The following is a 13,011-nucleotide window of genomic DNA, read 5'->3' on the forward strand; positions in this document are numbered from 1 at the left end:
CTTTTGGGTTAGCACCCAGGGGAAAAATACAAGCTGCTCTATCAGATTTCAGGATCGCAACCAAGCTATCGATTTAACAAAAGACCAGACTGCCGTTTCTGCTGTTAGACTATAAAAAAGGAGAGGCCCGCTGCTGTAGCGGGCCTCTCCTTTTTAGCTCAATTGTTACCATGCTCTCCCACATCCGCACATTTTTAGCTCCTGAGTCTTAGCCGACAGCCAGGTGTGTGGCCGGGTATCTGTAATTGGTGGAAGTAGTGCGGGTACTCAGGGCTAGTGCCAGTGTCAGGGTGCCCACCCTGCCAATGTACATCGACAGGATGATCACAATTTTACCGATATCCGAAAGGCCTGCCGTAATGCCTGTACTCAGGCCAACCGTGGCAAAGGCCGACACCTGCTCGAAGGCCAGCTTCAGAATATCATATTGCGCATCTGTGATGGAAAGCACAAAAATGAAGATGATGTTGAGCACCGACGCAAAGGTAAAGATAGAAAACGCCTTGTACGAAACGGAATGCGGGATAGTGCGGTGGCCTATTTCCATGTTGCGTTTATTGCGGATAGTCGCCCACACCGATATCAGGATCACGGTAAAGGTTGTCGTTTTAATACCACCTCCCGTAGAGCCAGGCGAGGCGCCGATAAACATCAGGAAAATAAACATCAGCAGCGTGGGCACATTCAGCGCCGAAATATCGACGGTGTTAAAACCGGCGGTACGGGTGGTTACCGACTGGAAAAAGGAAGTAATCATTGCCTCTACAAAGTTCAGTTCGGAAAGCGTGTTGAAATACTCCAGCAAAAAGAAGCCCACCGTGCCCAGCAAGAGCAAGGCAACCGAAGTATAGATCGTAACGCGAGAGAGCATTTTCCAGTTTTTCCAGGGGGCATGCAACCTGGAGCGCATTGCTTTAGGAGACAATACATCCAGCATGGTTGGGAAACCGATACCACCGAATATGATCAGCATGGCCACCGTTAAGTGAAGCACATAGGCAAAGCGCACAGGCTCTGTATACAGGCCTTCAGGGTACAGCGAGAATCCTGCATTACAAAATGCTGAGACGGCATGAAAAACAGAGAAAAATATCTTAGTGCCTAAATTGGTGAACTCCGCACCGGGGCCCCAGGTCACAAACATCACCACAGCGCCAATCGCCTCTATGGTAAGCGTCAGGAAGATCAGTTTTCGCAGCAAGCCTTTCGTAGAATAGAGCGACTCGCTGTCCAGCAGCTCATGCATGGCGACGTGCTGCTTAATTCCAACGCCCTGGCGCATCATCGAGGCAAAGAAGGTGGCAAAGGTTAGTATACCCAAACCACCCATCTGAATTAGCATCAGCAACACCACCTGTCCGGCAAAGGTAAAGTAAGTGCCGGGGTCAACCACGGCGAGCCCCGTTACACAGGAGGCGCTGGTGGCCATGAACAAAGCATCCAGAAAGCGCATGCCCTCCGGGGCGTTGGTCATCTTGGGCAGCATAAACAGGCCCGCTCCCACAAAAATTAGCATCACAAAGCTTAGGATGAAAGTAATGGAAGGCTTTAGCTGTACTGTTTTAAGGTGTACTTTTGTCTCCAGCAGCTCCACGACAAGCAGCACCAGCATGTACATGGACACGATCACCCTGTACAGCTCCACAGACAATGGAATGCCGATGCTTTCAAACACATTATACACCACCGGTATGCCAAACACATACGTTCCGATCTGGTTGATAAGCACAATGCCCATCAACAACCCCTCAAACCAAGTGCGCTGCAGGAACTTGACCCGTTCGAAGGCATACAGAATGCGCACAAAGTAGATAATGACAAAAATGGCCAGGATCAAGTCGATGGCATAGTATAGCAACCGTAACCTGTCAGGGCTCTCCACCACACCATGTGCATACACCAGAAGCCCTACTGCCAACAGCGCCAGAAGATAGGTGGTGCGGCGCATGATGGCATAAGCCGTCAGCTTGCTGCCGTATAAAACCCTGTTAAGTGTTTCTGTATTCATCTGTATCGAATAACCTGATTTGCTTTGCCTCCTTAAATAGGCGTTGTTTATCTACCGGCACCACCCCTACCTGCTCACACACCAGGCCGCCCCCTAAATTACTCAGGCCAGCCAGAAAAGAGGCCGGGGTACGGAGTGCTGTGCACAGGGCCGCAATACTGATAACCGTGTCACCGGCACCTGACACATCTGAGATTGCCCGGCGATGGGCGTTAATATAGGTGCTTTTATGCCCGTCAGCAATAAATACCCCCCTTTCAGACAGCGTTACGAGCACTTGGGGCACCTGTAGCCGTCGCTGCAAAAGGCCTACGGCCCCCTCGAAGGCAGGGAGGTTCTCATCCGCAAAGTCCACTTTCAGGCCTTCCCGCAGCTCTTTTAAATTGGGTTTGAAGAGGGTACAGCCCGTAAAACTCAGGAAATTATTCTTTTTCGGATCTACTACACTCGGGATACCGCGTGCATTGGCTAAGGCAATAAACCGCTGGATATTTTTTTCTGAGAAAACGCCTTTATCGTAATCTTCGAAGATCACCACATCTGCTTTTTCCAACAAATCTTTAAAGCGTTTCTCTAAATTCTGCTCTTCGTCCGCTGTCAGGTTATGCTCTATCTCTGAGTCAACACGCAAAAGCTGCTGCGCGCCTGCAATGATCCGGTGCTTGATGGTGGTGACGCGTGCCGAACTCTGCACGATTCCTTCGGCAGTCAGGTCTTTCTCCTGGAGCAGGGTCAGGAAGTCGGCGCCGTCCTGGTCCTGTCCGATCACGGAGCACAATAGCGGCGTGGCGCCCAGGGCCTGCACGTTCAGGGCCACGTTAGCGGCTCCCCCCAGGCGTTTTTCCCTTTTTACCACGTTCACAATGGGCACAGGTGCTTCCGGGGAGATGCGCGTGGATTTACCCCACAGGTAAGAATCGATCATCACATCGCCCACTATAAGCACGCGAAGCTGATCGAAGGCAGCGAAAAGGTCCTCTAAACTTTTTATGTGATTCATTACTGCAGTTTGGCCAGGCTAACTTTTATGCGGCGTAGTGCCTCTGTCAGCTTTTCATCTGAGGTGGCATAGGAAAACCGGATGCACCGCGGAGCCCCGAAGGCCTCACCGCTTACCACTGCCACGTTGGCGTCTGTCAGCAGGAACATACTCAGGTCCAGGGCAGTACGAATGGTTTGCCCTGCGTACTGCTTGCCAAAATAAGCGCTTACATCCGGGAAGATGTAAAAAGCGCCTGCCGGCACGTAGGTCTGAAACCCCGGGATGTCGTTCATCAGATCCAGTACCAGGTTCCGGCGCCGGTGGTAAGCCACTGTCATTTCCAGCGAGGCGGCGTTGCCTCCCTGCAAGGCGGCAGTGGCCGCCTTCTGGGCGATGGAACAGGTACCGGAGGTGATCTGGCTCTGCATTTTATCGCAGGCAGCGGCAATATGCTTTGGGGCGGCCAGGTACCCAACGCGCCAGCCCGTCATGGCATAGCCTTTCGAAAAACCGTTGATGGTGATCACCCGGTCGCGGATAAAGTCGAAGCTGGCCATACTGGCGTGCCTGCCTTCAAAATTGATGTACTCATAAATCTCGTCGGCTATCACATACACCTGCGGGTGTTTCTCCAGCACTTTGGCCAGGGCATAAAGCTCTTCTTCGCTGAATACAGCGCCTGTCGGGTTACAGGGAGAGGAGTACAGCACGATTTTAGTATCGGAGGTAATGGCATCATCCAGTTGGCTGGCTGTTACTTTATAGTCATTTTCCAGCTGCCCCATCAATGGCACAGGCACCCCTTCTGCCAGTTTCACGATCTCTTCATACGACACCCAGTAAGGCGAAAAAATGATCACCTCGTCGCCGGGGTTCGTGAGGCACAGCACGGCGTTGGCAATACTCTGCTTGGCACCTGTTGATACCACGATGTTCTCGGGCTGAAAGTCCAGGTTATTGTCACGCTTGAACTTTTTGGCGATTTCCTGGCGCAGCTCCGGGTAGCCTGCTACCGGTGTATAGAATGTAAAGCCATCGTCTATTGCTTTCTTGGCTGCGTCTTTGATATACTGCGGGGTTTGAAAGTCAGGCTCGCCGAAGCTCAGGTTGATCACATCAAACCCCTGGGCAGCCAGTTCACGGGCCTTTTTGGCCATGGCAATGGTCTGTGACTCCGATAGGGCAGCAATTCGATCTGAAAGTATGGTGTTCGCTTCTTCTGGTTCGTGCATAGGTATTCGCGTTTGGAGGGCAATTTACTCATAAAGCAACAGACTTTCCAGCACTTCGGCCAACGGCTTCGCCCTGATCGCTAATTTGCATCAAAAATCATCCCCTTACTTCTATTAAAAAGACAGCTCAAGGCCTGTGCAAACGAAAAAAGATACAGTTGGTCTACTGTATCTTTTTTCGTTCTTAAGTAAAGCCGCCCCTTATACTCTGCCGTAGGCTGTTCGTTCCACTATACTTCGCCCCAGCGTCACCTCATCGGTATACTCCAGTTCCCCGCCCACGGGCACGCCGCGGGCAATGGTGGAAATGCGCACCTGATAGTCGCGCAGCTTGCGCGTCAGGTAAAAAGCGGTGGTATCGCCTTCCATAGTTGGGCTTATGGCCAGCAGCAGCTCTTTCACTTCTGATTTTGGCAGGCGCTCCAGCAGGGAGTCAATTTGCAGATCGGCTGGGCCAATGCCCTCTATGGGCGAAATAACGCCCCCCAGCACGTGGTACAGCCCCTTGTACTGCGATGTATTCTCAATCGCGATCACATCGCGGATATCACTGACCACACAAAGCAGGCTGCGGTCGCGTAAGGGGTTGGCGCAAATGCTGCAAACCTCTGCGTCGGAGATGTTGTGGCACTCGATGCAGTGCTTTACATCGGTGCGCATTTTTACGAGCGCCTCTGCCAGCGAAAAAGTCTCCTCTGTTTCCTCCTTCAAGAGGTGCAGGGCCAGGCGCAGCGCGGTTTTTCTGCCAATGCCGGGGAGCTTTGCCAGCTCCTCGACAGCATTCTCAATCAGTTTCGACGGAAAATTCATCTGCCCTCCCCTGCTACTCTATATCTGCTGACAGGTCTTTGTCATGCAGGGCCGAGCACATTCCCTGCAGCTCCTCGTACGAGCCGACCTTTACCGTACACTTTCCCTTGTAATGTATCAGCAAAGTGCATTGCTCTGCCTGTTCGGCCGTATGGCCACATACCTTGATAAGGGTTTCGATCACATGGTCGAAGGTGTTCACCTCGTCGTTGAAAACCACCAGGTTACGCAGGTCCGTGCTCTCTTCCAGCAACTCTACCTCAAACTGCTCTTTGTGAAAAATTTCTGTCTCCCAATTCATAGTACAAAAATACAAAATTTTATGCATTAAACGAAGTCTCCTGCCAAGTATAAACCTGTTTTGGCTCCTTTAGTTTACCCAATGGGGTATAGTCTGCAACAACGCTTGCCCCTGTATAATTCCGCCCTGCCTGCTATTACCCACGTTTACTGCCCACCCACCGGCACACCTGCCCTGCTAACATTTAAAGGCCTTATTTTTGCTATCCAGGCAGATAAAACCGTTCTTGCGTTTCACACTTTTTGCGAAACATACCCATACACCCCATATCCATGATCTTTTCCACTCACTTCAAAAGGTTCACGCTTCTTTTTGTGCTGGCGGCGGTTACGCTGCAACTGCAGGCCCAGGACAAGATGCTAACCATGGAAGACGCCATCCTTAACCCGGCACTGCAGCCCCAGACTCTGCGCCAGCTAAGCTGGGTGCCCGGCACCGACGATTTCACCTACCTCCGGCAGAACAAGGCCGAGCAGGTACTGGTGCGCGGCAACGCCTCTTCCTCTAAACAAAGCGAGATCCTGAAGCTCGGCACCCTGAGCGATGCCCTGGTAGCCGTTGGCGCAGAAAAGCTAAAGACTTTCCCTGAACTTCACTGGGCTGACGCTAACACGCTGGTTTTTGAAACGCAGCACAAAGTATACCGCTACAACCTGAAATCTGGCCAGGCAGCCATCATCACTCCGTTTGCCGCCGAGGCAGAGAACACCGAACTGGACCCCACCCTGCAGCGCCTGGCCTACACCAAAGAAAACAACCTGTACGTATCGGCTGCCGGCGCTCCGGATGTTGCCGTTTCGGAGGATGCGAACGTGGCCATCGTATACGGGCAGGCAGCGCACCGCTCCGAATTTGGCATTACCAAAGGTACTTTCTGGTCGCCGGCTGGCAACCTACTGGCCTTTTACCGCATGGATCAAAGTATGGTAACCGATTACCCGCTGGTGGATGTTAACCCGCTGCCCGCCAAGCAAAATGCCATTAAATACCCAATGGCCGGCGGCAAAAGCCACCAGGCAACCATTGGCGTTTACAACACTGCCACCAGGCAAACCATTTACCTGAAAACCGGCGAGCCCGCTGAACAGTACCTGACCAACCTTACCTGGAGCCCCGATGAGAAGCACATTTATGTGGCTGTGCTGAACCGCGATCAGAACCACCTGAAACTGAACCGCTACAATGCCCTGACAGGCGCGTTTGAGAAAACGCTTCTGGAGGAGAAGAACGAGAAATACGTAGAGCCTGAGCATGGTTTATACTTTGTACCTAACAAGCCTGACCAGTTTGTGTGGGTGAGCGAGCGATCTGGTTTCGACCATTTATACCTTTACGACACTAGCGGCAAGCAAATACGCCAGCTAACCAGCGGCGACTGGATGGTGACGGACATTCTCGGCTTCAGCCCGAAAGGCGATGAGCTATTCTATACTTCTACGGCTGAGAGCCCGCTGGAGCGCCACGTATACGCGGTAAACCTGAAAAGCGGAAAAGAGAGGCGCCTGTCGCAAGGCAGTGGCACGCACAACGCCCAGCTTAGCCCCAACGGCAAGTACCTCATCGACGATTACAGCAGCCAGGTAACCCCACGCAAAATATGGATTCTGAACAAAGAAGGCAAAGTGGCGCAAACCCTGCTGAACGCCCCCAACCCACTGGCCGGTTACAAACTGGGCGAGACCACCATTTTCCCGATCAAGGCCGACGATGGCACCGACCTGTACACCCGTATGATCACTCCGCCCAACATGGATAAGACTAAAAAATACCCCGTGGTGGTGTACGTGTATGGGGGGCCGCATGTGCAGTTGGTGACCAACAGCTGGCTTGGAGGCGCCAACCTCTGGATGTACTTGATGGCGCAGAAAGGCTATATCGTTTTCACCCTGGACTCGCGCGGCTCCGGCAACCGTGGCCTGGCTTTTGAGCAGGCAACTTTCCGCCAGTTGGGTACTGTAGAACTGGCCGACCAGATACGCGGCGCGAATTACCTGAAGTCGTTGCCTTACGTAGACGAAAACCGATTGGGCGTGCATGGCTGGAGCTTCGGCGGGTTCATGACCACCTCCCTGATGCTGCGCACACCGGATGTTTTTAAAGTAGGCGTGGCAGGCGGCCCCGTGATCGACTGGAAGTTTTATGAGATCATGTACACCGAGCGCTACATGGACACGCCTGAACAAAACCCCGAAGGTTACGAGAAAGCCAGCCTGCTAGGGTATGTTCCTAACCTGAAAGGGAAACTGTTGATGATACACGGCACGGTAGACGACGTGGTGGTGTGGCAGCACAGCCTGCAGTTCATCAAAACGGCAGTAGATAACGGCATCCTGCTCGATTATTTCGTGTATCCTGGTCACCCACACAATGTTAGGGGCAAAGACCGCGTTCATTTAATGCGAAAAGTGACGCAGTACTTTGACGAAAACTTATAATTTTTTTAATTTTGTGTGCTGCCTTTGCCTGCACCGAGGCAGCACACTATTTAATGACTTGCTTTTGTTGTAGACTTTTTGGTTTTCTAACCTACCCATCCATTGAAAATAAAAGCATCTCCCCCTCTGCCCCCACCGGCAAGCAGAGTGGTTAGCAAAAAAAAGTTGTCGGACAGCAACAACGACCTTACCTATTGGTTATCTCAGCCAACAGCCGCGCGCCTGGCAGCGCTGCAACAGCTGCGTGCCCAATACAGATTTTTAGTACAAATGGAGCTGACACACAATTTTGAGGAATTCATTAAAGAGATCAACGCCTGCGAAGCTGAGTATTTAATTGCGGGCGGTTTTGCAGTGGCCCTGTATGGCTACCCCCGCTACACCGGCGACATCGACATTTGGGTAAATCCTACCCCGGAAAACGCCCAACGGGTTCTTCGTGCCCTGCAAAAGTATGGCTATACTGAAAACGAGGTTAACCTCGAAGATTTACTTACCCCAGAGATCGTTGTGCAGCTGGGCTACCCGCCCAACCGCATCGACCTGTCCACGGGTCTTGCCGGCGTTGAATTTGCAGACTGCTGGGCGAACAAAGCAGTGATGCCCTTCGGCGGCGGAATGGCCAACTTCATAAGCCTGGACGACCTGAAGAAAAACAAACAGGCCACGGCACGGCAACAAGATCTGCTGGACCTGCAAAACCTTCCTTAGCCAGCCTTCTATGCCATCAGTTTCCCCGGCCTTCCGCAAAGCCATTAAACAACTCAGCGAAAAAGAGAAGGAAGATATTATTGTAAAAGCGGCCCGCCGCGATGCGGAGCTATACGATCTGCTGCGCTTTGAGCTGGAAGAGGCCACCCTGGAGGAAGTTTATGCGCAAAGTGCCGATAAAATACACGAACTGCTGCTAAACGCCAATGGCCGCAGTCTGGCCAAGGCGCTGACAAAAGCCCTGCGGAAGGCACTAAAAGAAATAGCGCGCTACAAGCGGGTCACTAAAAACCCAAAATCAGAGGTGGAGTTGCACCTGTACACGCTACGCCTAATTTTCGATAATTTCACCGCACAGTTCGACGGCTACTACAAAAGCTTTTACACCGCCACCGCGCGCCTGCTGCTGCGCACCATCACGCTGATCCGAAAAAACCTGCACGAGGATTATTACCTGGAGTACAAAGCGGAACTAGACGATTTTCTGCAGCAAATGCACACCCGCCAAAAGCAACTGACCGTAGCCCTGCCTCTGGAGTTTGAGGTGGCTTAAGTGAACGCCCCCGGGCTATACTTTAGGCAAAGTACTCACCCGCACTTCCTCCAGATTTATCTCCGACACTTTCTTTAAGCCGCCTGCCTCAAAGGCTTTGTCGTAGTTTTCGATGGGGAGGGCAGTCGCCGATGTGTAGTTAAGGTAATCCTGGAACCGTACTCCCCCGATCTCGCGCGGGTTCACAGCCTCCCGGAAACGGGTACCGATGCTGCCGTCGTCTTCTTTAAAATTATAGGCCAGGTAATCCATGGTGTGGTGCTCCTTATGGATCCAGTAAACATACTCGTCCTCGTGGTCGGAGCCGCCGCCATTTTGCGCAAAGGTAACCTTCACTTTGTCATAAGGCTCACCCTTTATCTTTACTTCCCCGAGGTATGCTTTTTGCACAGCGGCGTCATTCAGAAAATAAGGCAGCAGCGCAAAGTAAACTACAGAGTTGACCGAAGCCCCAAAAGCATCTTTCCGTTCCTGAGGCAACGCCACCTCTGCCTCATCCACGGTGCGGGTAAAGCCACTGTTGCGGAGTACGTCGTGGATTTGCTGCCCGGTTGAGTCGTCGGTAAAGGTGCGGCTGTACACATAGGCGCCATTGTCGCGCAGGGCGCGGTAGCGTTTGTCGCGCAGCTTAAAACTAACCACCGCCTGGTCCAGGTTTGAACCCCCATGTGCCATGATGGCGCTATCAACAATAGCCTGCGCATCGGGCTGCTTTTGGGTGGAGCAGCTGAAGCCTAAGAAGGCGGTAGTAAGCATTAAAAGAAATACAGTGGCTCTGGTCAGGTGCATAGGTGTAGGGATTAATTTGCTCAAAGATAAAGAGAAGTATTAAAAAAAGCGGCCGCTCTTTTCCTGTATTCAGGAAAAGAGCGGCCGCTTACGAATGGATGATAAAGCTTACTGCTTCGCGGTCACATTAAATGAAACTACAAAATCATCATAGATGGCCTTGTCGCCCAGGTTATCGAAGAAGCTGTTAGAGCCATAACGGATGTCGAACTTAGAGCGGTCGATGGTCACGTCTGCCATTGCATTTGCCACGCCGTTCTTAACACTGATCGTGGCCGGGAAACTGATCGGCTTGGTAATGCCCTTGATCGTCAGGTCGCCGGTAACGGTGTGATTTGGCTGGCCTGCCGCTGCATTGGCTATTGGCTTCAGGTTGGTGATGTTAAAAGTAGCTGTGGAATGCTTCTCTACGCTAAAGAAATCATCAGACTTCAAATGCCCTATCAGTTTTTGGTTATAGTTGGCATCCTTGATGTCAGTGCACGCAATCGAGTTCATGTCAATGGTGAAAGTACCACCGGTCACCTTGCTTCCGTTAACCTGAAGCTGGCCTTCATTTACGCCAATTGTGCCCATGTGCTCGCCGGTTACTTTTTTGGCGTGCCATTTCACCTCGCTTTTAGCTTTGTCTATCTTGTAAGGGCGTGCCTTGGCAGCTGCTGTGGTAGCTGTGGCCGCGCTGTTGGCGGTATGCGCAGATACGGCTGAAAACATCATGGCACATGCCAGCGAAGCGAGAATTGTGATTTTTTTCATTATCCTGTTTTTAAATTTTATGGTCGTTTTTGTTGTTTGATTTAATCCCTGATCTTATCAAGCAGTACGTTCAACTGTTCCGCTTCCTGGTTCGTCAGGTTTTGAATGCCGGTGCCTATTCCGCCCTCTATGTTATCCATCTTGCCTAGCAGGTCAAGGCCCTTATCAGTGATCAACACATCCACGGTGCGGCGGTCGCCTGGGCACTGCTTGCGTGTTACCAGTTCCTTGGCTTCCAGTTTATCCACTATCCGCGAGGCGTTGGATGTCTTGTCCAGCATCCTGTCTATCAGCAGGCTTACGGTTGCCGGCTTGGGGTGCTGCCCCCGCAGGATACGCAAAATATTATACTGCGGCAAAGTTACACCAAAGGGCTTAAAAAGCGCCGCTTGCTGTTGTTGCAGCCACCCGGAGGTAAAGATCAGGTTAATGTGCGCCTTTTGATGAGTGCTCTTGAAAGCCCGCTGTTTTATCTCGTCTTCAATCTTCATTGCCGTGTGTTTTTCTGATCCTTGATGCAAATATATGTACATACATTTAATGTACAAACATATCAACAGGGTTTATTTAAAAAAGTTTCACAAGTAAGTAAATATTTGCCTGAATACACCTGCCTACACTAATTATGCCTGAGTTGGTGTAGCTGAAACTGCCCCCGGAAAATATAGTTTGGCCCATGCCTGGCTGGCTATTTGGCCGTCTGGCAAATGAGCTTATATTTGCTAAATTTTTTTGGCTTAGATTCAGTTCACCTTGCTAATCTAGGCTCAAAAAAAGGTATCGTTTACTGTGGCAGTTGTTCTTACAAGTAACACCTGCCTTCAATAATTGTTATATGAAAAAGTCCTTTTTACCGCTGGCAACCCTGGTAAGTATCACGCTGGCTGCGCTGCTTACCGTCCTGCAGCAATATGAATTTATCTCACTGTCGCCTGTTGCGCTGATGGCCGTGCGTTGGGCGGGTATTGCCGTCCTGCTGCTTTATGGCCTTCAGAAGCGCTCCCTCACCACCTGGATCCTTATCAGTATGGTGGTGGGTGCCGAGATCGGGTACGACTTCCCTGCCTTCGCCTCCAACCTGAATGTGTTAAGCAAGGTCTTCCTTAAACTGATCAAGACCATCATCGCGCCGCTTATTTTTGCCACGCTGGTGGTGGGTATTGCCGGCCACTCTAACCTGAAACAGGTGGGCAGCATGGGCTGGAAAGCCATTTTATACTTTGAGGTGGTTACTACGCTGGCGCTTTTCATCGGCTTGGTGGCCATTAACATCAGTGGCGCAGGCAAGGGCATCGACATGACAGGCATTGCCCAGACCGAGGAAATACAGGCACCTGCCAAGCAATCGGCTGCCGACATTATCCTGCATGTGTTCCCCGAGAACATCGCCAAATCGGTGGCCGAAGGGCAGGTTCTGCAAATTGTGATCTTCAGTGTGCTGTTCGCCATTGGCCTGGCCATGGTTACCGAGAAAAAGCGCAAGCCCATGCTGGACTTCTGCGAAAGCCTATCAGAGACCATGTTCAAGTTTACCAACATCATCATGCTTTTCGCCCCGATAGGCGTAGGCGCCGCTATTGCCTATACGGTAGGCCACATGGGCCTGGGAATTTTAACTAACCTGTTCCAGTTGCTGGCTACACTTTACATTGCCCTGATTGCCTTTGCCGTGCTGGTGCTGCTGCCGGTTGCTCTCATCGCGCGGGTTCCGATCAAGCGTTTCCTGCAGGCCATTTCCGGTCCTGTTTCCATTGCCTTTGCCACCACCAGCTCGGAAGCCGCCCTGCCACGCGCCATGGAAGAAATGGAAAAACTGGGCGTACCGCGCAAGATCGTGGCTTTCGTGATGCCCACCGGATACAGCTTTAACCTGGATGGCACCACACTGTACCTGGCGCTGGCCTCCGTCTTTGTGGCCCAAGCCGCAGGCATCGACCTGTCGTGGGAGCAGCAGCTGGTGATGGTGTTTACCCTGATGCTCACCAGCAAGGGGGTGGCCGGCGTGCCAAGGGCCTCGCTGGTTATACTCTTAGGCACCGTGGCTTCCTTCAACCTGCCGGTTTGGCCGGTGTTTGCTATACTGGGCATTGATGAGCTGATGGACATGGCCCGCACCTCCATCAACGTGACCGGCAACTGCCTGGCCACCGCTGTGGTAGCCCGTTGGGAAGGGGAGTTTCATCCGGAGCTGGCAACAGGCCTTGTGGAAACGGACAACGACACACTGCTGCCGGATGCCGCCTCAGCGCATGACCGGACTCCGGAACTGGTGTAGCACGCACGCTTACCAAACAATTTGACAGGATGCCCGGCCGCTGAAGCCGGGCATCCTGCGTTTAGGGCCTGTCGGGCAACACAAATCACATGATGCCATTTATGCTAAAAGGCTCATGCGCTTCTTGTTTGCCTAAAAAGGCGATTTTCTGTATATTTA

At 51.9% G+C, this 13,011-nt stretch carries 12 protein-coding genes; 4 read left to right on the forward strand and 8 right to left on the reverse strand.

Features of this window, described 5'->3' with window-relative positions; translation table 11 throughout:
* Window positions 1-208 precede the first annotated feature (208 nt).
* The 5 genes from AC4BAN_RS13870 to AC4BAN_RS13890 form a co-directional block, all read right to left on the reverse strand.
* A complete protein-coding gene (locus tag AC4BAN_RS13870) occupies window positions 209-2,008 on the reverse strand; it encodes a TrkH family potassium uptake protein (protein WP_490565005.1) in 1,800 nt (599 codons plus the stop codon).
* Window positions 1,989-3,008, reverse strand: coding sequence for a bifunctional heptose 7-phosphate kinase/heptose 1-phosphate adenyltransferase (locus AC4BAN_RS13875; RefSeq protein WP_490565006.1), 1,020 nt, complete (start codon window positions 3,006-3,008; stop codon window positions 1,989-1,991). Before AC4BAN_RS13875 ends, AC4BAN_RS13870 begins: the two co-directional genes overlap by 20 nt.
* Window positions 3,008-4,222, reverse strand: coding sequence for a pyridoxal phosphate-dependent aminotransferase (locus AC4BAN_RS13880; protein WP_490565007.1), 1,215 nt, complete (start codon window positions 4,220-4,222; stop codon window positions 3,008-3,010). The genes AC4BAN_RS13875 and AC4BAN_RS13880 overlap by 1 nt, the downstream gene beginning before the upstream one ends.
* 201 nt (window positions 4,223-4,423) lie before the next feature.
* Window positions 4,424-5,032: a recombination mediator RecR gene (gene recR, locus AC4BAN_RS13885; protein ID WP_490565008.1), complete on the reverse strand. Its 609-nt coding sequence runs from the start codon at window positions 5,030-5,032 to the stop codon at window positions 4,424-4,426.
* A gap of 13 nt (window positions 5,033-5,045) precedes the next feature.
* Entirely contained in the window at window positions 5,046-5,333 is a 288-nt protein-coding gene (locus tag AC4BAN_RS13890; RefSeq protein ID WP_490565009.1) for an ATP-dependent Clp protease adaptor ClpS, read from the reverse strand.
* 272 nt (window positions 5,334-5,605) lie between these two features.
* On the opposite strand from AC4BAN_RS13890, the gene AC4BAN_RS13895 reads away from it, so the two are divergent.
* From AC4BAN_RS13895 to AC4BAN_RS13905, 3 genes are all read left to right on the forward strand, one after another.
* Window positions 5,606-7,768 carry a S9 family peptidase gene (locus AC4BAN_RS13895; RefSeq protein ID WP_490565010.1) on the forward strand — a complete coding sequence of 721 codons (2,163 nt, stop codon included), beginning with the start codon at window positions 5,606-5,608 and terminating at the stop codon, window positions 7,766-7,768.
* 165 nt (window positions 7,769-7,933) lie between these two features.
* Window positions 7,934-8,479 (forward strand): nucleotidyltransferase domain-containing protein, encoded by a 546-nt coding sequence (locus AC4BAN_RS13900; protein WP_490565011.1) that lies wholly within the window; start codon window positions 7,934-7,936, stop codon window positions 8,477-8,479.
* Between the two features lie 10 nt (window positions 8,480-8,489).
* On the forward strand, window positions 8,490-9,032 hold the full coding sequence (locus tag AC4BAN_RS13905) for a hypothetical protein (RefSeq protein WP_490565012.1): 543 nt from the start codon (window positions 8,490-8,492) through the stop codon (window positions 9,030-9,032).
* Between the two features lie 15 nt (window positions 9,033-9,047).
* Here AC4BAN_RS13905 and AC4BAN_RS13910 read toward each other — a convergent pair whose 3' ends face one another.
* From AC4BAN_RS13910 to AC4BAN_RS13920, 3 genes are all read right to left on the reverse strand, one after another.
* Entirely contained in the window at window positions 9,048-9,821 is a 774-nt protein-coding gene (locus AC4BAN_RS13910; RefSeq protein WP_490565013.1) for a DUF6503 family protein, read from the reverse strand.
* A gap of 108 nt (window positions 9,822-9,929) precedes the next feature.
* On the reverse strand, window positions 9,930-10,577 hold the full coding sequence (locus tag AC4BAN_RS13915) for a YceI family protein (protein WP_490565014.1): 648 nt from the start codon (window positions 10,575-10,577) through the stop codon (window positions 9,930-9,932).
* A gap of 41 nt (window positions 10,578-10,618) precedes the next feature.
* Window positions 10,619-11,068: a MarR family winged helix-turn-helix transcriptional regulator gene (locus AC4BAN_RS13920; protein WP_490565015.1), complete on the reverse strand. Its 450-nt coding sequence runs from the start codon at window positions 11,066-11,068 to the stop codon at window positions 10,619-10,621.
* 344 nt (window positions 11,069-11,412) lie between these two features.
* Here AC4BAN_RS13920 and AC4BAN_RS13925 point away from each other — a divergent pair, with 344 nt between their 5' ends.
* Window positions 11,413-12,852: a dicarboxylate/amino acid:cation symporter gene (locus tag AC4BAN_RS13925; RefSeq protein WP_490565016.1), complete on the forward strand. Its 1,440-nt coding sequence runs from the start codon at window positions 11,413-11,415 to the stop codon at window positions 12,850-12,852.
* Window positions 12,853-13,011: the final 159 nt, after the last annotated feature.

The organism is Pontibacter sp. GD13 (assembly GCF_058216355.1).